This window comes from Mycoplasmopsis hyopharyngis, assembly GCF_045276885.1.
In the GTDB taxonomy this organism is placed as follows: domain Bacteria; phylum Bacillota_I; class Bacilli_A; order Mycoplasmatales; family Metamycoplasmataceae; genus Mycoplasmopsis; species Mycoplasmopsis hyopharyngis.
Genome location: NZ_CP174164.1, coordinates 516,137 through 541,341, shown reverse-complemented (window position 1 = coordinate 541,341; position 25,205 = coordinate 516,137). Strand labels below are relative to the sequence as shown.

Below are 25,205 nucleotides of genomic sequence, written 5' to 3'. Positions count from 1 at the left end.
ATGGAGGTTATTATTATGAAAAAGAATAAATTTATTTGTTCAAAAATTATTAGTTCAGTTTCTTTAATATCTATACCAATAATTTTTACTTCAAGTAAATGTACTCATCATAATGTTGACAAAATAAAAACAGACAATGTTGAACAAATTAAAGAACCTGATTTATTAGAACAATAACTAATGAAGATCAAAGTTCAATTAAAAGATAAAAATATTCCGATTGACAAATTAGCAGTAAAGGATTTAAATTTCTATGACTATGATCCTTGAAAATTCATAATTGTTGATCCTGAAATTAAAATCATAGACAATAAAAGTGCTATTTTAGTTCGTTTTAGACTTAAAGAAATTAAAGCTAATAAAATGAGTCAAAAAATTGAGTATAAAATAGAGATTTTATCACCAACTGTGGAACAAATTCTTAAAGATGTTGAAATAGATTTTTGAGGAAAAGTTTTTATTGAAAAAATTACAAATACTGATTTGTATTTTAAAAATCTACCAACAAATTTTATTGTTGCTTACGCAAAAATTGAGCAACAATTAGATTTGGAAAAAGTTAAGATTACTTTTGCAATTAAAAATTTAACAACCAATGAAATTTCAAAAGAAAAAATAGTTTATTTTAATTACAATGAATTTGCTATTCCACAAGAAACTTTAGATGAATTAGCATCTAATATAAGACCAATTTTAAAAAATGAAAATGTATCAATAGATGAGCTCTTAAAAACACCTTTTGATCATGCTATCACCTTTTTAAAAGTACATAAACGGATAAAAATAATTGATAAGAAAATGTCAAAAGCTAATGAAAAGAATTACTTAAATATTAGTTTTAAAATTCAAGATCCTTATGATCGAAAAACTTCAAAACAGATTGTTAAAAAACTAAAAGTTAATGATAAAAATAGTGGAAAAATATTTCCTTTTGCAACTTAAACATATCCTAAAAATGTAAGAATAAAAAATTCATATTTACTTCTTTACAAACTAAGACAAAAAAACTCGCAATTTTTCAATTACGAGTTTAATTTTTATCCGGGTTTATTCGTGGTTAAATATGATTTTTTACTTTTTAGCAGTAAAATCTTACATTCGTTTGTTATGTCCTTCACAACAATATTTTCCTCATCCTCTTGAAACTCATACTGAGCGACATCATTCACTTCCACCGCTATTTGAAATTCATACGTTATGAGCGTTTGTTAATTCAGCTTTTAAGGCGTTAAGACTAGAAGCAGATATGCTAGAAGCTCCAGAGGCAATCTTTCCATTAATTTCATTAATTTTACTTTCTAAATTTGTTTTTGTATGAACATTATGTGCAGAACCTTGACCATGTATAGCTCATAGATTACCAGTATAATAACATCTACAACATGGATATGTGTAATTAAATGATCTTCCTAAGGAAGCTGTTGCATCAGAAACTAATTTTCTTATTTCAGATAATAAATTGTTTCTATTTGTAGCGTTAGAATGGAATCTGCCATAATAACTATCAATTCAATTCATAGCATTTATAATAGTATTGTATTTAATACCTTTTGTTAATGCATCCACATAACTAGAAACATTATTTGTTCAATTCATTGTTTGATAATAATTAGGTGGCAAAATTTCATTGTCTCTTGGGAATGATATACCAGATAAAAATGAATTGATTTTTGCTTTGTATCCTAAAACATAATCATATTTTGATTTATATTCATTTTTATAATTGTTATATACAGATTGAACATCATTATTAAAGCTTTTTATGTAATTGTCCAAAGTAGCACTTGCTATTGGGCCATTAATACCTTGAGCAACTTTGGTCATAATATCAATTTTATTTGTAAGTGTAACTTTAAAATTATTTAAATTAGGATGTTCACTATATATGTTTAAGTAAGAACGTGAATTTGAAATATCACTTTGTAATTTATTTCTAAGCTCAATTCTTTTATTATATTCGTTGTTAGATGAATTGTATAAAGGTGTATATTGTGAAACAATATTTTCAACTTTTGTAAAGGAATTTAAAGCAATAGCATTATTATATTTTTGCTCCATTTCTTGTACATAATTACTACATTGATTTTTAAGATCACTAGTTATGTTATTTTGATTTGCTGAATTTTGTAAAGCAATAACTTTATTTTTAAGTTCATTATATTTAGAAATAGCATTTTTCATCTTTACATCTTTGTAATGAATTGCTTCAGAAATTCATTGTTCTAATTCAGCAATTGCTGTTTCATAAGAATTATTATTATCATAATCAAAATGTTTATACACTTTATCAATAATTTTTCTATATGTTTCAACTTTTTCATTTTTTGTTGAATGGAATGGGTCAGAATCAGAATCAATTAAATCTAATTTTTTATAGTAATCAAAACTAGACATTATTGCAGGTAATTTATTAGTGTGTTTAGTAAAAGCAGAATTTGGTTCTGGATATATATTATCAATAATGTTTTGATTTCTTTGATAAATTGCTCTTTTAAGGACATTAATAAATTTTTGTCTTTGTGAAATTTTGTGTAATTTCTTGTTTTTAATTAAATTGTAACTATTGGTTAATGCATAATATTTGTTTTGTACAATCGATCATGGGCTATTGTTAGTGTTTGTATATTCTAAATTCTTTATTGCTGCTCTAAAACTAGTATCTTCTTTTAATTCAGAATCATTAACAATTGAAATTGCTTTTGGATCAGCATTTCAATTTTCATTATCAACATTTTCAAAATTTTTAACTTCGTCTTCTATTTTTTTAACGATTTCATTAATTTTTTGAATAATTAAATCTCATTTTGATTTGAGTTCATATGTTGATTCATTTAGAGCAATATTAGTTTTATCAGTCAAGTTTTTAATAGCTTGTTCAAATGTATCATTAGTTGATGTTACTTGCTTATGTAAATCCGTTGCTATTTTAATTTCATCATTAAATATTTTCTTAATATGATTTACATCTACAATGGTTATTCCTGTTAATCAATCAAGAACAAATTTTTCTTTAGTTTTGATTAAATCTAATAATTTGTTTTTATTTTCAAATTTCTTAATTTTGTAATCTTTGTATTCTTTGAATTTATCTTCTAATTCTTTTTTAATATTTGTATAAATTTCTTCAATAGTTTTACCGCTTGTAGGTTCTAGTTCAAGTTGGTTTTTCTTTTCAATTACAAATTTATTAAAAGGATCTGCAATATCATTAAAATCTTGTGCTATTAAACCTTCAACTTCAGTTGTATTATTATCAGGTAATCTTGTTAAGGTTTTACCTTTAATTCAACTATCAATTGTTGTGTTGATAAAGCTTAATAATTGTTGTCTTTGCTTTGTAAAAAGAACTAATTTATCATATAAAGTTGTTTTTGTAGTTTGCAAATGTTCTAAGGCATTTTTTATTTGTTCAAATTTAACTGGTTTTGTTATACCCTCACCAGTTGTTTCTTGAGTTTTATTGATTAATTTTTCATATTCATCTTTGTAATACTTAAGATATTTGAAATTGTCTAAATTTGCTTTTTTGAAAAGTATAAGAGAATTTAGTTCATTTCTCAATTCAGTTATTTTTCCGAAGCTAGCATTATATCCATCTTCAATTTTCTTTTGCTCATCATTTAGTTTTTTAGCAGTTGCTTTAATTTTATCAACAGTATCATCTGTTTCATTTTTACTTTTTGTTATTTCATCAATCAATTTTTTTGAAAGATCTAAAAATTCTTGCTTTAATTGAATATCTGTAAAATTCTTTAAATTATTACTTTGTATTTCAGAAATGGCAATATCAATAAATTTTCTTTCATTATTTTTAGCATCAAAACTAGCAGAAATAGTCGTAAATGTTTCATTTAATTGTTGTAAAGAAGTCTTTAATTCTTCTAAACTAACTTGTACTTCAGGTTTTATTTTATTTTCTGCATCATCAATTTTTGCTTTTAATGAATTACTATCAGATTCATCTGCTTTTGCAGTTGGAGCTGTAATTATAGAACTATATAAAGTTTTTGCTTTTTGTAAAGAAATTTCTAATTCAGCAACAGCAATATTTTTTTCCGATTTTGCTTTTTGTGTTTCATTTTTCTTTGAAAGAATAGCAATTATTTTTTCCTTGCATTTTTTTATGTATTCTTGTTTTTTAGCTTCATCTTGACTATTTGAAATTTCATCTATTTTATCAAGCAAATTAGTTTTGGCATCTTGCAAAATTGTTTCTAATGGATCAATCAAATCCGTTTTATCTTTTTTCTGATCTAGTTTTTTTGTTATTCAAGTTTTTGTTTGTTCATAGATAGCACTTAAACGATTATAGTATCTTTTTGTTTCGTTATTCTCAGTATTAGCTTTAATTAATTTTGTAATATCAATTTCTTCAGATTGTTCAATAGGATCAATCATTTTATAAATGATATTTCCTTTTTCATCTCTATCATAAGGAACTTCTCTTTGAATTGAGTAAATGATTTTTAAATAATTGTTGTTAAGTTTGTCATCTTTTGAAACACTTTTCAATACATATTTATTTTTAAGTTTTTCATCAAAATAAATGTTTAATAATTTAGACTCTTCAATATTAGGACTATTAGGAATACTTCAATCACCATTTTTAATTTCTTTGTTTTGATAATTAATTAGATGATTAACTAGTATATCAGTGCTTGTTATACTTTCTGGAAAACTACTTGCAATAGTAAAAGAAATTCGATCGTTTTCTGAAAAAGCAAATTTTTTCATACTTTGAATTACTTTTTCTTCTTCATCATAGTAGAACTTAATAATTCTACTATTTTCTAGTGTAGGTTGTGAAGGATTGTCATATATTACTTTTTCAAAATAAAGTTTAATTTTCAAAGTTAAAAAACCATTTATGTCATTAGGACATAAAATAATTTCTGTTTTTAAAAAATTGTTTTTTAAATAATCAGATTGAAGTATAAGTTGTTGTTCTAAAACATAATCAGTTATTTGTGAAGGAATGAATTTATTGTATTCGTTTTCAGCTAATATTGGTTTTGGATTGTTAGTAGGTTTTGAAGGATCTACCAACTTAATGCCTTGAGTATTTTTCTTAAATGATTCTAAATCTTTATCTATTTTTTCTAATTCTGCTCTATATTCGTTTAAATAAGTATTGATTTTTTCTTTGATTTTTCTAACTTCATTTAATGAGTATGGTGAAGATAATTTTGATGAATAACTTTGAATAAAGTTAGAATAATTTTCATTAAGTTTTTCATAAATTAGTAATTTAATTTTTGATTTATCTGTTGGAATATTATTAACATCTCATGATAAATATTTGTTGTTATATGTGCTTTCAAAATTTTTAATTTTTTCTTGTATATCTTTTAATGCTGCACTTTTAGCTATTTTTGTTTGCTTAATTTCTTCTAATTCTTTACTAATTTTTTCTTTTTCTTCATTGATTTGATCAGCATTCAATTTATATCTATTTATTTCAAAAATTGTTGAATCAATTTTATAAATTAAACCTTTTGAATCATCTCCTAAGGCATTCAAAATGTCTAAATCAACTATTTCATTTATTTTTAAATCTTCGCTTTCATAATAACTTGGATTAATTATTCAAGATTGGATTTCTGTTTTAATGTTCTCAATATCTTTTGCTTTGTTATTGATTTCAATTCTAATCAAATTACATTTTTTTATCAATTCAACAAGAGTATTATTTAGATTAATAGCTTTTTGTTGTAAGTCAACATTTAATGAAGTTAAAGTATTTTTTTCAATTATTAAATTTTCAATATAAGCATTAATAGTTTTTTCTTCATTTCCTTGAGAAATAATTTTAAATTTATCATATTCTTTTTTAAAAATATTATCATCAATAGTTGTAAATTCAATATGAAAATCATTAACTTGTTCTTGTAGATTTTCAATAAATGCTTCAATATCTAATCTATGATAATGAATTTTTTTAGCAGAATAAAATGCTTGTGATAAATCTTTTAATGAAATATTTATGTCTTTAATTTCAGTTTTATCAGTTGGTTTTTTAGGATTAACTGCTGGATTATTAATAAAATTCTTTCTAACTTTATCTAAAGTAGGAAAAATTTTATTAAATGCTTCATGTGCCATATTTTTTTGATTTTGTAATCAGTTATTGGCAATTTCATATAAGGATTTTAATTCATAATAAGCATTAATTTTTAAATCTCTATTTTTCTTTCTATTTTCAATATCTTGAATAAAATTTGAAAAAACTATTAATGCTTGATCATATTCAGTAGCATTTATTTCAGGATTTTGACTATTCTTAACTGCTTCTAGTTTTTTAATTTCTTCTTTGTATTCCCCCTTAAAATCCTCATATTCATCAAAAACTAAAATACTTTCTGACAAATTTTTTACTCTTTGAGATTCAATAAAATCATTTATTTTTTTAATATGTGGATGTTTATTTATGTACAAGTTAGAAATATACTTAAATTTTTCATAAAGCTCATTTGAAATATTTTTTATAGCATCAACATTTTTTGGGTTATTTTGAATTTGGTTTTCAGCATTTCTAATTAAAAGTTCAAGCTCAATTCTATTTTTTTCAAAAGCAACATCTGTAAGAGTATCATTAGCAAAATCTATAGAAATTTTTATTAATTGTTTTAAATTTTGAACTGGATCAACTTTATTTGATTTTGCAGTTGAAACCATTCCTGCAATTCCACCAAAAAATATAAAAGCAGTTGCTGCTCCTGAAACAGATCAAAAAATAATTTTTTTAAACTTTTGATTTACCAACGCAATTTCTTGCATTTGCTTTTCAAATTCTGCGGGGTTCATTGGCAAGTTTGTGCCATAAGGAGAAATAGAAAGAAACTGTGAATTATTTTGTGGTAAGTTGTTTGTTGATGAAAAAACTTGAAGTTCATTGTCTTTTTTATTTGTTAATTCAGGTAAATTTTCTTCAATAGCAAAATTCGATTCTTGGTCTGTCAAAAATACTTTTTCTTCTTCTTTTTTTGTTTCTATTATTTTTTTGTCATTAGTTTTTGGTTTAACACTTCTTTTAGTGCTAGAAGTGTTGGTTTTTTTATTTTTAGTGGTAGACATTTATTTCCTTAAAATAGATTAAAAATAATCCTAAAATATTTATATGTTTAATTATAATATATTAAATATATAAAGTTATTAATTGTGCTTATCAATTAATGGTAGAAAGTTCTTAAAAAATGAAGAAAAAAAACTTTTTTTTATTTAGTTTTTTACCGATTATTTCAATTCCTTTTATTTCATATTCTTGTGTAAAAAATGATTTAAATAGCAATCTTTTTATTAATAAAAATCTTAAAAACAAGGTTTTGCCTCATTTTTTTACTGTTTCTCAAATTGAAAAATTAAAGGAATTTAACAACTTTTTTATAAATCCTAATCTTTTAAAAAATAAAACTATTTTAGAGTTTTTAAATAGCAAAAAGCAATTGTTTTTTTCTGATCAAAACGAATTAAAAAACAAAGAATTTTATTCTAAATATTTATACAACCCATTTTACTTAAACGTCTTTAAGCAAGGTGAAAAAAGCAAAATAGTTCGTTCAAAAAGCGAACAAAAATTATCAATAAATAATCTCTTTTTTGATAAAGAATATTCAGAATTTTTTGGAACTAATTTAGAAAAATATTCAAAAGAAAATTTAACTACTTACTTTGAAAAAATCGAACAAAAATTTCAAATGGATTTGAATCAAGAAAATAATTTAATATCAAATTCAAATCAAATTTTTTGTGTTCCAGAAATTCAAACAATCATTAATTTTGCTAGCAAATATCATTTCTTAGATGCTCTTTTTGCAAGACAAAATAATCTTTATTCTGACATAAGAAGTCAAGCATTATTAAATGATGAAAATACAATAGAGGACTATAAAAAGCTTTTAAATTTAATGTTTTCTCAATATGATTTGTACGATGAAAAGTTAGAAAGAAAATTTGATCATGTAGAACTTTTTTTTGAAAAAGGTTCAAATTCCTCATTTTTAAAGCTAAAAATTGACTTTTTAGATAAAAACAATCATTCTATTTTAAATTCAAAACAAAAGAAATTTTATTTTGTCTTAGATGATTTTAAAAACAATTATCGTGATATTTCTTATCCTAATTACACTTATACTATTGATGATGAAGAACAATTATTTAATGAATATGTTAAAAACCCAACTATAAGTTTTAAGAAAAATCTATTGGAAATAAATTCATTCGAAGATCTTACAAAGAATTTAAATCCAATTTTAAATTTGAATTCTCAAGCAATCGTAAAGTTGTTTTACAAATCACCTGATATTTTTAAAGTCGATGTTGAAAAAAAACACCCAGATGATAAAGAATATAAAGTTGTAAAAGTTGAAGATTATTATTTTAATGAATCAAAAGAAGAAGGTGTTAAAAATACCAAATCTTTGGTTTGTTTTACTATTGAAATAACTAAAAATGACAATAAAAAAGTTTATAAAAAATGGTATTCACCAGATTTTGATTCTCATCAACATTTATTAAATCCTTATTACAATGAGCAAAATATTTCTATCTTTGATATTAAAAAAGACAATATTTATGGAGTAAGATCTTATTCCAAAATTAACCCAATAATCAAGTGACCAAAAGGCCAAGACCCTTTACAATTTTTAAACAAAAACATTGAATTTTTGTTCAATTTTTTCACTTATTTTTATTCAAAAAATTCAGTTATTTGAAAAGAAAATAGTCAAAAAGACATTGAAAATTGTGAACTTTGAGATAAATATTATGATTCGATTGAAACTTTTGAATATCGCTTAAATGCTTATTTATCAAATTACATTTTTGATGATTTTTCGTTCAAAAATTCACAAAATGAACAAGGATTAAAACCATATTATTTAAAAATTGTTAAGCTAGAAAATATAGATTGATCAAAAACTGATTCAGGTGCTTTACCAATCAAATTTTTATGAATTCCAATTGATAAAAATCAAAAAATTTTATTAGAAAATGAAGCAATAAAAATTCCAGAATTATTATCAAACACTTATTATTGATATGGTTTTAAGGGTACAAATTTTTCAAAAATAAACAAATATATTAAAGAAAATAATCAAAAAATTAATGAAAAAAATTATCCTAATGAAGAAATAAATATTCCATATTTAGTCAAAAAATAAGCTATTTTTAAGCAAAAAAATTATTAAAAAATCGAAAAAATTTGTTGCATATTTGTTAATATGTATGTATTTAATATTATTAATATATTAATATAATTAAGTATAATTAGTTTACTAATATAGATTTAATCAAAATTATAGGGTAACATAAGGGACAAATATGAATTCTTTCAACGAAGATTTTTATGACAATAATTCAAAACCAAAAAGAAAAAGAAAAAAAATTCTACCAATCTTTTTATCATTAGCAACAATTTCTATTTTGGCTACTAGTTTAGTTTTCTTAGTTAAAAACATTAAGAACAAAAATGCTAGAAAAGAATATAACTATCAACTTGATAAAATCAATGATTTAATGCAAAAATCAAATGTTTTCTTAAATACTGATTTTGCTACCGAAGAGATGAAAGAAAAAATGAATCTTGATTTAATTTTGACAATGCAAAAAGTTAATGAAGAGATTGATAAGATATCAATTTTATCTCAAAGATATTCAGAACAAAATAGATCACGTTTATTTGATCTTCAAATCAAGCTAAAAGGCGCTCTTAACAAATCAATGACCTTCAAAAAGGAATTTGATGCTGTAAAAAATAAATTCACTAATTTGTATCAAGAAATGAATGAATTTAATAAAGACAAATTTTACAAGTTCATTTATTCAGATTTTAGGATTTCGCTAAAAGAAGAATTAGAAAAATATAAAAAATACATTAACGTTGGTTCTTATTTTCCAAAACCAGAGTTAGAAAGCAAAATAAAAGAACTCGATTATATCTATAACGATTACAAGAAAAAATATTCTGAACGTGAAAGCCTAAATAATGAACTTTCTAATTTGATTTCTACTTGTAAAAATTTCGCGGATGTAGATTTAAATATAGGTGTATTTACAAAGCTAAAAATTCAATTAACCAGAGAAATAAATTATTCATATGAATTTTTATACAAATCAAAAGTTGAAAACATTCACAAAAATCTCCCTTCTGATCCTGAATTTATAGAAGTTAATATCGAATCTATTAAGAAGCAAATCAAGAATTTAGATACTGTTTATCAAAAAGTTCTTGAAGAATTTAGACAAAGAAATAAAATTTATAATGAATTAAAATCATTAATTGCTAAAGCTACTAACTTAAAAAATAATGATTTTAAAATTTACAAAAGATATGCTGAAATATCAATCGATATTGAAACTATGATTTTAGAGGCAAATAGAATTCTTTACAAAGAATCTACCGACGCAGAATTGTTAGAAGAAACTTCAAAACTTGAATTTTACCTTTTACAACTAAATAATCAAAAGAATGAAATTGATGCTATTTATGTTGAAACTAAAGAAGAAATTAAAAAAGTTTTTGAATGATTAAATAAACAAGAGGTTAAAGCAACTAAAAACAAAACTTTATATGAAGAAGTAAAAAAACTAATCACAGACATAAAACAACAAATTGAAGCTGAAACTCTTAAAAAAGATGAAGTTAATGATAAAAAAATAGAAATTATTAAATTACTTGCTACCAAAAAACAAGAACTAACTAGTTTTGAATTGAAAATTAAAAACTTCTTTTTCCCAAAACTAAATAAGTTGCAACAAAGAACTAGTTATTTTGATATCAAAATTGACGCAGCCTACCCTATCAAGAAATTAAAAGAAGAATTAATAAAAATTTCAACTAGTTATGACAATGGTGAATTTACTACATCAAACATAGAACAAAAAATTACATCTTTAGATACTTTGGAGCAAACCTTTGAAGATGATCTTAAGAAACAAAAAGAAATAATAGAAAAAGTTAAAACATTATGAAATACTGTTGATTCTGACAAAGAAAAAGCTGGAATCAATAATTTATACCAAAAATATAAAGAACAAGTTAACAACAATATTGATATGGACTTTCAAAAAAAATATATTGAAAACACAAATCTTTTTAATTCAATGATCAATGATAGTGTTACAGATCCAAAATTTACTTATGAAAATTGAATTGAAAATAATAAAAAATTTGAAGAGTTCAAAACAGAACTAAAAAGCAAATTAAATTAGTGGATAAAATTTATGGAGATATTTATGCTAAGGATAGAAAAAAGAATTATTCAATTCGGAATATTTGATGATGATAATGAAAATGACTGAATTGAAGAAGTAGTTGAAGAAAGCCCTACTAATCAACAAGCAGAAAAAGATGTTTGAAACGACACTGATTCTCCTTTTGAAGTAGAAAATAATCAACAAAATAATGCTCAACAACAGCAACAATTTCAACAACAAGCTAATCCGCAAATGAACGCTGCACAACAAAATTATATGCAGCAACAAGCTTATATTATGCAACAACAACAAATGCAAGCACAACAAATTGCTAGACAACAAGCGTACCAAGAAGCGGTAAAAAGAGCTACTACTATAAATCCAGCAACTAAAAAAGAACCAATGAGTAAAAAAACCAAGATTATATTGGGTTCAACAGTAGGTGGTGGATTAGCACTTTTAGCAATTTTATCGGGAGTTGCATATGTTGGTGTTACTAAGTCTAAACAAAAGGCATTAATTAATAATGTTAAAAATGATTTTGAAAAAGCTAGTGCTGAAATTCAAGAATTCATTGATAGTCATAAAAATAATAAAGATAAACAATACTCTTTAAAAGTAATTGAAAATCTTGAAAAATCATTGATTGAAATCAATGGCAAATATTCTCAATTAGCCAAAAATATTAAAGATCCCAACAATTTTAAAAAAGATGTTGAGATCTTTGTTGCTAATTTAAAAAATAACCACAGTAGTGCAAAAAGTAGTATTATTGATTTAGAAACCCAATATGTTAAATATAAGTTAATTAAAGACAAGTATGAAGAAATCATTAAAAATATGAAAAATGCTGATTCTTCTACTGGTTTATATGGGTCAAATGATTTATACAATTTTTATTCACAAACCAATAAAGAAGATTCTTTATATTTCAGAATTACAAATCCTAATTCCGAATTTTCATTAGCAAATAAAGTTTTTTCAGCTGGTACAACAAAAAAAGAGGCTGAAGAAGCTGTTGATAAATTAAATGCTAGATGACCAAAATGAAAATCTGAATTAGAAACTTTCAAAGATTTATATGTTAGCATGCTCCAAACTAAAAATAATTTGGAAGTTAAAGAAAAAAATACTGCCGATCAAGCAGTTAAAGAATTAGTAAGAAAACAAATTCAAGAAATTTCTTCATTACTTGATTTAACTAATAAAGACAGAGATTATGTGTCTTGAGATACATGAATCAATCAACCACAAGTTTTGACTGCTCATAACCTTAAGTATTATGAAGAGTTAATAAATGGTGATGAAAACAAAATTAAAGAGTTTAGTGAATACTTACTAAAATATGTAACACCTACATTAGAAGCAATTAATAATTTAATTAAAAAAGCAAATTCACATAATAAATACAAAGATTTTTGTGAATTGATTAGAAAAGATTACACTAATTTCACAAAAAAATCACAACCTTATGCTTTCGATTCTTCAGATGATATTAAAAAATTTGACGCAGAAGTTAAGAATTATTATGCTACTAAAAATAAAGAATTTGATGATATGGTTGCATTATTTACTAAGTTAGAAAAATTAGATAAGTTAGTAAATGATTATGTTCTTAATGCTAATTCACAAACCAAATTCAAAGAAATTTTTGAAAAAGCAAAATTATATAATGTAAATGAAATTGTGGACAATTCTATTAGTTTAGATAATTTTAAACCATTAGAACATTACAAATGATATCTTTCTATTAAAGATAATGTTGCTCAATATCCAAACACTGAAGTATATGCTGTTTTAGCTAAAACCATAAATAATCATGAACAATATTTAAAAAATATTTATCGTTCTAACAATAATAACTTAGAACAAATGCAAACAACATACACTAGTTTCAGTAATGTTTTTAAAAAAGCAATTGTAGATATTTGTAAATTTGAACAAAAAAGAGATTCAACAATTGTAGCAATTAATAAAACTGAACAATGAATCAATTCATTGACTAATTTCAATAGTTATAATTACGATGAATTTAGAAAAGAATTACGTCAAAAACTTGAAGATGATAAAACTAAAGTTAATAAATTTATGGATTATAGTGAGATTGAAACTTTCACTACTTTTGAAAATTACTTAGATTTTTATACCAAAACTATTGAAAATGTAACTACTTCTAACCAAGATGTTGAAAAGAATTATAAATACCGTGAACAAGTTTTCAAGGAAAATATTGATGAATTAAAACAATTAGAAACTACTTTTATAAATAATAATTTTCTTTCTCAACCTAATTCTTTTTCTAAATATACTGTTGAAAAAAATAATTTATCAATAAAAGTTCAAGATCTTTTAAAGAACAAAGATAATAGTTTATCATTCATTAATTTAAAAAATTCATTGTCAATTTTCAAAACCAAATGAAGTCAAATTTTACAAGGACACACTGAATTAAAAATTGCTTATGATGCGCTTAAAAAAGCTATTGAAGATTCTTCATTGACTTTAAATCAACTTCAAACTGAATTTGAGTTTTTATTTAAAAAATTAACTCAAGCTAAAGCAAATGCGCAAAATGATTATGACAATATTTCGCCTACTTTAGAAAAAGAATTTTATGACAATGCTAGAAACACTTTAACTTCAACAATCAATTCTATAAATGGTGAAAAAGTTGAATATCAAAAACTTGTTGATAAAATTGATCAAGAAATTGGAGCTACTGAATCAGACGGATATAAGAAAGTATTTAATCAATATAAAAATCAACCTTATTTAAATGTTCAAACTAAGAAATTATTTGATTTATACACTACTAACTCTGTATCAGTTAAAAAAGATTTAAAAAAGGTTTCTTTAGATCAAGCTAAGCAAAATCAAATTAATTTCCTTAATCAACTATCTTCTGCATCTAATGAAATTACAACTCGTTTTGGAATTCATGAACAATTAGATCAAAAAATCAAAGAAATTACCAATAAATTACAAAATGCTGAATTCAAAATTGAACCTAAAACTGCCTATAGTTATTTAGGGGAAGATGTTAAAAAATATCTTGATTTAGCAATAGCTTCTTTAGCAAAAAATGATGAAACTAATGAAAAGTGAACAGAATATACTAATGGATTAAATTCTAAATGAGAAAAAGCTGTTCAAACATATCAAAATCACAAAAAAGCTATTGAAGATTTACAAGCATTGATTGAACAATATAAAACAACTATTAGTTCAACAACTAATAGTTCAAGCGATTATAAGGATGAATTATTTAATGTAATTAGAACTGAAGAAAATGCTTATGCTGAAAATGCTAAGAATTTAACTTTAAATGTAAATACTACATTAGAGCAAATTCAAGAAAAAACTACTGAAATAACTAACAAAAAAGCTAAAATTTTAACAGCAACAGGTGAATTTGCTTTACATAAAGTGGCTTTTGAAAAATTTAATGTTGAAATTGCTAAATTTGATAACATTTTTAACCAAACAGATGTTATTCATAATAAAATAGTTTCAAATTTTGGTAATTTAACTAATAACTCATTCGCTGATTTAAAAAATAAAAATTTAAATATCAAAAATACTGACAATAATTTTAAATACACCAAAGCTACAACTAAAACAAGTGAATATCAACAAAAATTACAAGGAATTAAAAGTTTAATTGCTACTAGTCAAAATGAAATTGATACAAGAATAAATATTTATTCAACATTAAATATTAATTTTGAACAAACTAATGCATATTTAACTTCTTTACAAGAAACAAGTCCTATTAAATTTGTTAAGACTAATAGACAAACAAAATTTAATAAACACAAACAAGAATTTGTTGATTTATTTACTACTATTCCAAACAACTATAATGAAAACAATCAAATTAGTGAAAAAATCACTAACTATTTTGTTAAGTCACAATGAGAAGCAAAAGTTAACCAATTGGTTGGTTTTGGTAATTTAATCATCAATAATTGAAATTCTACTAAACAAGTTTATGATGAAATTATTAAACAACAAAATGATACTAGTGAAACATTATCTCTAAGTTTAGAAACAGTAACAAAGCATAACGTTGATAAGACTTATTCTTTATTTAAAGAACAAAAATTAGAAAATAATGTACAAATTAATCCTTTTGAGAAGGATAAATTAATTGAAACATTATTAGCGCAAGATAGTAATGAATCATTTACCTTATTCAATCAATATGCTGTATATTTTGAAAAATCTGGAAACTTTTTAGCTAAAAAAGATGTAGATTTAGAATTGAAAAAATTATGAGTAACTAAATTTACAAAAGAAATTGCTATAAAAGAAATTCAAGATGAAATTACTAATAACAATAGTTTCTACCAAATCACTAATGATTACTTTGGTATTAATCAACAACGTAATACTAATGCCTTCATTAGAGAAAAATTGGATAAATTCTTGAGAATAAGAGAATTTGAACAAATTAAAGATAATACTTTTGAAGAAATAAAAGCATTTAGTCAAGAATATACTAAACAATTATTTGAAAAAATAAAGAAAACTAGAGAAGATATTGAAAAATTAAGCGCTAAAGTTAAATGAACTAAAATTAACAACTATTTATTGAAATATTATACTTATTCTAAATATTCAGGTAATTACCCTAATGAAAACAATATGGAAATTAGTAACCTCAATGTAGTTATTGATGACCAAAATTACAGTAATAAGGATTTTCAAATAAAGGATCTTACTCCTGCTACTACTTGACATACAAAGAGTAATGAATTATCTAATTATTTAAAAACAATAGTTAGCTCAGAACAAAATATTGCATCGACTACTTATAAAACCTTTGATAAATATTTAGACTACTATAAAGAACAAACATTAAGTAAGTTTAATGAATTTTTCGGTATGCAAAATAACACCTTAACAAATGTTCATAAATTTATTCTAAAAAATACTAATACTAATGCCTTTAATTTACATAAGGATTTTGAAGGAATTATTTCGTCATTTAAATCATTTAATAAAATAAACAATATTGATAATACTCATTTATATAATTCAGAATTTTTATCACAATCTAGTGAAAAAATGACTAAGTGACAAAATGATTTTATAGATAAAATCGAAGAAAATATTTCAAAAGATCTTGATAATCTTGATTCAACATCTAATTTATGAACCAAGTATTATTCTTCTGTTGATGCTGTTTCAACATTTAAAGAAACATTGCGTAATTATATGAGCACATATAATGAATTCAATGCGGAAAGAGTTAAATTTAAGGTTGCTTTAGATAATTTAAATGGCTATCTTGAAAACCTTAAGAAATTGAAAGAATTTGTGAATACACATAATTACTTTGGTGATGTTAAAACTGAAATCGATTCACATTATAGTCAATTAGAAGCTAAATATAAATCACATTTAAAAGGTTATAATGAAGATTATAAAAATAAATCAAAAGTAACTAGTGAAACAAATAATATTGTAAGTTTTATTTCAACTATAAAAAATAAAAATAATGAAATTGCTACAAAAATAAAACAACAAATAAATACATCTATTTGAACAGGTAGTTCCAATGTTTACAATCAATTTGATGCAAAATTAAATGAATTAAATAGATATTTCAAATCAGATTTAACTAATTGATTTGAAAAAATAAATTATTTATTTAATTCTATTGAAGAAGCAAATAGATTCAAAACAATGGTTTTAGATTTTGCTATAAGCAAATTCCATTTATTAAACAAGTTTAATGAAGGAAGTCATTTTACAGACATTTTAGGAATAGATCAAAACAACAATAATAATTCATTTACATGATTATCAAAAGTAATGAATGAATTAAATGCTTTAAAGAATTTTTCATTAAATTCTATTCTTGAAAATCAAGACAAAAAATTTATTTTTGTAGAAAATAATAACAATATTAGCAATGCAATGGGCAGATCGATATCTGTTATTAACTTCTTAAATTCTAAAGGCGAAAACTTAATTAATGCTTTAAAACCTGTTTTTGACTTATTTGAAGCCATTTTCAATGAATTTGAAGGCATTGATGTTTTAGGAGAAGTAAACGATTCAATATTAAAATCAAAAATTTATACTTCCGCTATTAAAGATGTACATATTCATAGTAAAGATTTAGGTTTGAATAATATTAATGTTAATTCAAATAATATTCTAAGTATTGTTAATAGAGCAAACTCAATTTTAAAAAGAAATGATGTAAAAGGTGAAATCACCTTAAAATCTATTTTAAGAATTCAAATTAATAATTCTATGAGTTCGAATACTTTTGAAATAAATAAAGAACAAATTAAATCAGGATTTTTCAAATTAGGCGAAAAAAATGGTCAAAATATAGCTGTTTCCGATATTCTTGTAGGTGAAAATTTAAACTTATATGCTAAAAATTACAATTCTGGTTCAATTTCACAAAAAGGTATTTTTACACAGAAAGTTAAAAAACAAGATGAATGAACACTATATGATGGAACAAATAATTTAGATAAAACTATAGATTCTCCTTATAAATATCTTTGAAATAAAAATTCAGATTCTTATTACAATAGAAAAATTATTGTTAAAGAAAATGAAAACACATTAAATATAAATAATTCACCACATTATTACCCTTCAATAACTTATTATGATGAACAAGGAAATCAAAAAACAATAGATTTTACTGATGTATCTAAAAAATATAGTTCAATTTATATAAATACCTTTAATACAACAACTAATTTTGAGGACAATGTTAAAAAAGTTAAAAGATATCATAGAGAATTTTTAAAATACTACTCAATGCTATCTGTCTTATTCCAAGAAAACATTTCTAATAGTTTATATGAATTAAAAAATGATTATGAAGTTAGAAAAATGTACATTTTGTTAAAACTATTTTTTGATAGCATAAATCACAAAACATTAGAAGTTCTAGACAATCATACTTTAAATTATGTTTTAGCTGAAATTTTCGGTATTACTAATGAAGTATTTACTAGCTTCAAAAATAAATTATATAAGTTTAAAACAGAATTGTCTTCATTATTAAATAGTAATAATAATTTTAAAATTTTTGATATTAGTACTGGCGAATTTGAAACAAGAAGTAGTATAACTTTAACTTCATTTATTAATGAAACAAATAAATATATTTTTGCTATTAACAATGGTAATAAAGCTCAAGAATTATTGAGAAATTATACTTATTCTAACCCATCTAGTGAAGAAATAATGAAAGCAATTTCTTCATTCATAAATACAGAAGAAGGTTTTTCAGAACATTTTATTTTCGAAAATAATAACAAAAAATTCATTAGTAATTGCATATTCAATAATGAACATCAAGTTTCATTTAACTATTCAGCAAACTATGGACAAATGAATGAAGTTTATATTATAAATTCAGATATATCAACTTTATCAATTGGGCAAAATGTTGATAAGATAGTTATTAAAAATTCAAAAATTGATACATTAAAATTTGAAAATACTTTCAAAGAAATTGAAGCTATTAATTCTACAATTTCAGAAATAGAAAAAACAAATCAAAATAATTACATTAGCGTTCAAAAAATATTGGTTGACAATACTAATTTTAATGATAAAAACTTTATTAAATTAATAAATGAAACCTCTAATGTACAATACAATACAAATGGTTTTGATTTATATTTAGATAATATATATGAAGAAATAGATTTATCAAAAATGATAAAACCTTATCAATTAAATGAATGAAATAAAAATCTATTCGAAATAAATTCTACTAAAACAATTACTGGTGATGAACCAGAACTTAGTGTAAACAATAGTAAATTTAATAATTCTGTAGGTTCTAGAAATGATATTAATACCTCAACTACTGGTTTTAGTAAAATAAAGTCATTTGTAGTTAATAACTCATATTTAAAAAGAACTGATTTATTAAAATATACAAATCCATATTTAAATAGAATTAATGTAAATAATTACAATAATTCTGCTGATACAATTTTTGTGAAAAAGATTAAAGACAATAATTTTGAACAATTATTTGATGTGCAACATTCAGATGTAAATCAAGTTGCAATTGCAGATGAAATTAAATCTAAACAATATTTATTTGCTGAACTAAAGGAATATAAAAATACTTTTTCTTCAGATAAATTTGAAGTGATAAAATACGAAGTTCAAAATCAAAAATATAATTTTGACTTTATTATTTCAAGATTAGATAAATTATTGTTAAAGAATTCATTTATTGAAGGTGAAAATATTATTAATGAATTATCAACTGATATAAAACTTGTTGTAAATGAAAAAATTAAATTTTATAATCAATTATTAAGTGTTGGTGTAGGAAGTCCTATAAACATTGAATTCAATAAGAAATATGAAGACAATGGTGAAAATAGTAATATAAAGGAAGAAATAAAAAGATGATTGGCAACAAAATTTTTTGCTAAAAAATCTCAAAATATAAATTCTATAAATACTTATTACAATTGTTGAATGGGATTAAGTGACCAAATAGGTATAAATACTTTAGAATTTACCGGAAACTTTATTAACAAAGAATTTACTAACCAAACATACAAAACAATTTCTAATTCTAAAGATTGAAATGATGTAACAACATATCGAAATAATTCAGATTATATTAAAGATAATATTAAATACTAATAAATTATTTATAGAGCTTGTTAAATCTTAACTAATATGGATTTAACTCATAACTCAATCAAATATTAAGATTAGAACAAAATTTTCATAATCAAAAATGTGAAAATATCCATATTTGATAAATAATATTTAAAAACAGACCCATAGTTTAAAAATTATTGGTCTGTTTTTTAATGAATATATTATAAATATCTTAATATAGTTATTCAGTAATCCCTAAGTTCCAAAAGGAAATAAGTTTCCACTATTTTTATCATTAACTCTTAGTTTTGTAACAATGGTTTTTGAAACATTTAGATTATAAGGATCTTGAATTTTAAAACTTATATTTAAGCAATTCTTTTCTTTAGTTTTTGTCATTTTCTTATCTATTATTTTTATACGCTTATGTACTTTTAAGAAAGTGATAGCCTGATCAAAGGGTGTTTTCAAAATATCTTCTAACAAAACATTTTCATTTTTTAAAATTGGTTTAATGCTAGAAGCTAATTCATCCAAAGTTTCTTGAGGAATAGGGAATTCATTGTAATTTAAATAAATTGTTTTTTCTTTTGAAGTTTCATTAGTTGTTAGATTTGTAATTGCAAAACTAATCTCAACCTTATTTGAATCTATTTGATGTTCAATTTTTGTATAAGCAACAACATAATTGCTAGGTAGATTTTTAAAATGTAAATCAGTATTTGTAATTTTCTCAATGAAAACTTTTTCTGAAATTACTATTTCAACATCATCAAGTACTTCAATTATACTTGGTGTTGAAATTAGTATTTTTAATTCAATTTCTTGACTTGTCTTATTAGCCTTAATTTCTTTGAGTCTAAAAATTACCAAAATAGCACCTTTTTTGTCAATGATTTTAATTTTTGGCTCAACAACTATAAAATTTCAAGGATCATAGTCATAAAAATTTAAATCTTTTATTGTAAGTTTGTCAACTGGAATATTTTTATCTTTTAATTGAACTTTAATCTTCATTATCTCTTGAGTTAATGAATCAGATTCTTGTATATGTTCAACATTATCTTTATGTTTCTTTTCATCATTTTGATGAGTAGTACATTTACTTGAAGTAAAAATTATTGGTATAGATATTAAAGAAAGGGAACTAATAATTTTTGGACAAATAAATTTTTTCATTTTCATAATAACCTCCATATAATTTGTATTGCACTTTTCTATTAAAAATAGAAAAGGGATTACAAACATATAATATACAATTTTGAAATTTTTAAAAGTTTTAAAAACCTTTAAAAGGTTAAGCACTACTATTTATTTTGTTTATAATTAATTCACTATGGAATTAAAAGAAAAAATATTTAATGAAAAAAACAATAACTTTGCAGAAGAAACAAAGTTAAAAAATCCTGTCACAATGAAAAAGAATTCTTTGTTAGCATTGTCAATGATTTGATTTGCTTATTTTTTGATTATAACTATTGCTTTTGCTTCACTAATTGTTTGACAACAAAAAGCAATTGTTAGTTTTATTGAAAAACATATTAATGAATTTGCTTTTTTAATTATTACAATCACATTATTTATAGCATTTTTTGTTCTTTCAATAATCATTTCATTTTTTTCACATAAAATGTCAAAAGGATGACTAATAAGTGTATTAACTTTCTTTGCTTTATTTTGAGGCATTTTGTTAATCCCAATTATCAATCATTTTCTTAGTCAACCTATTGCTAAATCACTAGCTTTATTACTTATACCTAGTGTTACTATGTTATTAGTAGGAATATTAGCATATTTTAATGTAATAAATTTTTCTAAAGTGTGACCAATTATTATTGCTATTAGCATTGCATTAGGAATTGTAATTTTAATTACTTTTTTAACCAATGATAGTTTTGTCCAAAGAAAATTAAATCTTTTGATAGCAGTTTTAGGTTTTATAATAATTGTGCTATATATGGGAATTGATTTTATGTTAATTTCTAAAAGAGGTAGATTTATTGAGGAATATGATGTCCAAGTTGAAAAAGATTTTTTAATGAAACAAGGAATTTTATTTGGTTTTCATTTAGCAACTGACTTTATTGTTTTAATTAGATATACTCTAGTTATTCTTAATTCATTAAAAAATTAATCTTTTTGTTAAAAAAATAAAGAAAAAATAGACTCTTTTTTGGTAGCTTGTTGTTGTATGAGTCTATTTTATTTAAACTAATATAAAAAATGGCGACCATGGGCGGGATTGAACCGCCGCACCAAACTTAGGAGGTTTGTGCTCTTTCCAACTGAGCTACACGGCCGCATTTTTACTTTATCATTATAAAACAAAAAAACTTTTATTTGTAAAATTATTTTTATGTTATTATAATATAAGCATTTGAAGCAAAACATATGCGCTCTTAGCTCAGGCGGTAGAGCAAATGGCTTTTAACCATTGGGTCGGAGGTTCGAGTCCTCTAGAGCGTACCATTTGGTCAATTCACCACATTTTACACCTATCAATAGTGATAGGTTTTTTTATTTTTTTAACTTTCAAATAGACAAAAAAATAAATTTAGAGCTTATTAAATTCTAAAAGTCATAAGAAATATAATTATATTAAAATATATTTATATGTTATATTAATGTACTTTATATAATATAATAAATAAATTAAATATAAAAGAGTTAAGTTATAAATAAATGCTATTTTTTAACAAGTGGATAGGTTAAAAAATAGTGCTAGGAGATATGTTTTTATGGACAACAATAATACTGATAAGAATCTTATCAATAATTTTGGTCAAGATCCAACTAAGCAACCTCAAATGCAATCAAATCAAATGAACTTTGATCCAAATGCAATGGGAGCACAAGCAGGAATGCAACCCAACCAAATGGGATTAGATCCAAATACAATGAATATACAGTCTGGACAAATGAATCAATTGGTTCCGGATCTTTTGCCACAAAACAATATGCAAAATGGTATGTTTCCAACCAACTTTATGCCAATGCCAACCAATCAATTTACATATGAAATTGCAACAGCACAACCAGCATTTAATCCTGCTTATGCAATGTATGATCCTAATGTTGCAGAAGCTATCAAGAAAAAACAAAAAAAGAAGATGATTGTTCTATCAACTTCTTTATCTGCAGGAGCTTTAGCATTAGTTGGAGCAATTACTGGTGTTTCAATTTATTTAAAAGACAGAAATGATAGATTAACACATAATAAATTACGTTCAGAGGCAGAAAGAACTGTTAAAGACTTTTTAACACTTTATGAATCGATTTTCAAAAGATCTGATGATAATAAATTTATCTATTTAGAGAATCAAGCAAAAACATATGAAAATGAAATTAACGAAATGTTGAAAAAGATCATTAATAGTCCATATTCAAAAAATACTGATGCTAAAAACATTTTGACAGAATTAAAAACTAAAACAGATACTTTTACTGATTTAGTTAAAATTTTTGATGAATATATTAGTACAATCAAAAACATTAAGGATACCCAAACTTTTGAAAAAGATTGTGAATCATTTTTAAAAGATCTTTCATCAAAATTAACTAGTGGTTCATCAACAACTGCAAGTAGTTTTAATAAAATTAAACAACATTTTAAAAGTGAATTTGATAATTACTATGACCATGTTGTTAACATGTTGAATAACAAAGGTGAATCAACTAATGAAATCTCTTTAAAAACAGCAATTTCTAATTTTAGAAAAGGTCAAGAAACTATCAAGAATAAAATTAATTCTTTAAAATCTGATATTTCTGAATTATCGACTATTAGATATGTAGCAACTGATGCTGCTTCAAAACTATTTCCATCACAATTTGATGACATTAATCAAGTGTTAAATTTCGCACCAAATTCAAACTTTAAAAATATTCATAGCAATTATTATAGAAATTCAATTAATGGCAAAAAAACATACAAATTTATTCCTAACGACTTAACAGGTACATTACAAATAATTGTAGAATATTATTATGAATTAACTAACCCAATTGATCCTGCTCATTCAGAATATGTTTTAATTTCTAACAATGAAAATAAAACCAATACTATTGTAGAAAATGTTAATAATTCAAAAAGTATTGCTAGAGATGACTTAATTAGTGTTCCAAAAATTAATGTTCAATTAAATACTTTTAAAGAAAGTAAAAATTTTGATTGAGAAGATAAAACCATAATTGAACAATTTAAAAAATTCAATGAAATGATTAGAGATTTTATTCCTTTAACTGAAAATAGTACTAATTCAGAATTATTCAATAAAGAAAATTTTAATGATGGAACTAAAAATAAAATGAATGAACTATTTTCTATTTCAGGTCCACAAGCTATTTTTCCTAATCAAGAACTAAAATATAGTTTTGAAAAATTTACTTTAAACAATGTTAATGTTTTAGTTGAATATAGTATCCAACAAGAAATCATTACTGGTTTATTACCTAATGGAAAATTCAAAACTGAAATTGATATTAGAAGAAATGAAAAATTAGTTTTTTCAATAAATGAACTACTACAAATTTCAAAGAATGTTCTTGAAAAGAAAAACTACAATAATGAAACTGAAAAGATTTTGGATATAAATGCTGTTGATGAAGAATTTGCAGTAGTTAAATTTTTAGAAAATACTGTTAATAAAAATTATGCTTTTCAAACTATTGAAGATTCACACAATGATATTTTTGATCAAATCTTTAAATCAAAAATTACTTTATTAAAAGAATTTAATTCAAAATGAAATTCTGACCAATTAGAAACCATTAATAAAGAAGAATGAAAAAAATGCATTGAGAATTTGAAAACTGACTTTAAATTCAAAAAAGAAACATACAATACCAAAAAGAAAATAATGGATGAATTTAATGAGGAATTAACTTCTGATTCCAAGAATTGAAAAAATAAGTATTATAAATTTCTACTTATTACAGATTATCTAAATGAAGGATTTAGTTTTGAAAATGGTAATTCTGATTCAAATAACAAAGATGCTAGAATGATTTTGAAAAAAGAATTTGAAGACTTAGAAAAAACTAATACTACTTTCCTTAATTCAAATAAATATTCAAACAATGAGTTAAATAATAAAAAAACTAGTTTCATAGCAGAATCACTCAAACTTTTTAAAAAGAGAGAAGAACATCAAAAACATGCTAATAGTTTATGAAATGATATTAAAAAAACAAATCAACTAATTACTGAATATGCTGAAAAAATTAATAAAGGTTCTGAAGAACAAAAACAAGCATACAATGAATTGAAAAATTTAAATGAAACTACAAAAGAACAATTTAAAAAAGAAATTGATATTCAAAAACTACAAACATTGCAAAGTGCTTTATATAGTAAATTAACAGATACTAAAGCTAAATTAGCAACACTATCATAA

At 23.2% G+C, this 25,205-nt stretch carries 9 protein-coding genes and 2 tRNA genes; 8 read left to right on the top strand and 3 right to left on the bottom strand.

Annotated features, from left to right (window positions below; translation table 4 throughout):
- Positions 1 to 15: 15 nt before the first annotated feature.
- Together ACJA25_RS02245 and ACJA25_RS02240 are read left to right on the top strand one after the other, a co-directional pair.
- Entirely contained in the window at positions 16 to 177 is a 162-nt protein-coding gene (locus ACJA25_RS02245; protein ID WP_406614956.1) for a hypothetical protein, read from the top strand.
- Between the two features lie 3 nt (positions 178 to 180).
- Positions 181 to 942 (top strand): hypothetical protein, encoded by a 762-nt coding sequence (locus tag ACJA25_RS02240; protein ID WP_406614954.1) that lies wholly within the window; start codon positions 181 to 183, stop codon positions 940 to 942.
- A 150-nt stretch (positions 943 to 1,092) separates the two neighbouring features.
- On the opposite strand, the gene ACJA25_RS02235 is transcribed toward ACJA25_RS02240, so the two are convergent.
- Positions 1,093 to 7,074 carry a hypothetical protein gene (locus ACJA25_RS02235; RefSeq protein WP_406614952.1) on the bottom strand — a complete coding sequence of 1,994 codons (5,982 nt, stop codon included), beginning with the start codon at positions 7,072 to 7,074 and terminating at the stop codon, positions 1,093 to 1,095.
- Between the two features lie 119 nt (positions 7,075 to 7,193).
- Here ACJA25_RS02235 and ACJA25_RS02230 point away from each other — a divergent pair, with 119 nt between their 5' ends.
- From ACJA25_RS02230 to ACJA25_RS02220, 3 genes are all read left to right on the top strand, one after another.
- Positions 7,194 to 9,158 carry an MAG3240 family lipoprotein gene (locus ACJA25_RS02230; protein ID WP_406614950.1) on the top strand — a complete coding sequence of 655 codons (1,965 nt, stop codon included), beginning with the start codon at positions 7,194 to 7,196 and terminating at the stop codon, positions 9,156 to 9,158.
- A gap of 160 nt (positions 9,159 to 9,318) precedes the next feature.
- The gene (locus tag ACJA25_RS02225; protein WP_406614948.1) at positions 9,319 to 11,208 is read left to right on the top strand and encodes a hypothetical protein; all 1,890 of its coding nucleotides are present in this window, start codon (positions 9,319 to 9,321) and stop codon (positions 11,206 to 11,208) included.
- A 24-nt stretch (positions 11,209 to 11,232) separates the two neighbouring features.
- Positions 11,233 to 19,848 (top strand): hypothetical protein, encoded by an 8,616-nt coding sequence (locus ACJA25_RS02220; RefSeq protein ID WP_406614946.1) that lies wholly within the window; start codon positions 11,233 to 11,235, stop codon positions 19,846 to 19,848.
- 216 nt (positions 19,849 to 20,064) lie between these two features.
- On the opposite strand, the gene ACJA25_RS02215 is transcribed toward ACJA25_RS02220, so the two are convergent.
- Positions 20,065 to 20,988 carry a hypothetical protein gene (locus ACJA25_RS02215; RefSeq protein ID WP_406614944.1) on the bottom strand — a complete coding sequence of 308 codons (924 nt, stop codon included), beginning with the start codon at positions 20,986 to 20,988 and terminating at the stop codon, positions 20,065 to 20,067.
- 157 nt (positions 20,989 to 21,145) lie between these two features.
- On the opposite strand from ACJA25_RS02215, the gene ACJA25_RS02210 reads away from it, so the two are divergent.
- Positions 21,146 to 21,943 carry an MAG0110 family membrane protein gene (locus tag ACJA25_RS02210; protein WP_406614942.1) on the top strand — a complete coding sequence of 266 codons (798 nt, stop codon included), beginning with the start codon at positions 21,146 to 21,148 and terminating at the stop codon, positions 21,941 to 21,943.
- Between the two features lie 90 nt (positions 21,944 to 22,033).
- On the opposite strand, the gene ACJA25_RS02205 is transcribed toward ACJA25_RS02210, so the two are convergent.
- Positions 22,034 to 22,109, bottom strand: a tRNA-Arg gene (locus ACJA25_RS02205).
- A 93-nt stretch (positions 22,110 to 22,202) separates the two neighbouring features.
- Between ACJA25_RS02205 and ACJA25_RS02200 the strand changes: the two genes are divergently transcribed.
- Both ACJA25_RS02200 and ACJA25_RS02195 read left to right on the top strand, forming a co-directional pair.
- Positions 22,203 to 22,278: transfer RNA gene (locus tag ACJA25_RS02200), tRNA-Lys, on the top strand.
- A 269-nt stretch (positions 22,279 to 22,547) separates the two neighbouring features.
- Complete coding sequence (locus tag ACJA25_RS02195) at positions 22,548 to 25,205, top strand: hypothetical protein (RefSeq protein WP_406614940.1); 2,658 nt, start codon at positions 22,548 to 22,550, stop codon at positions 25,203 to 25,205.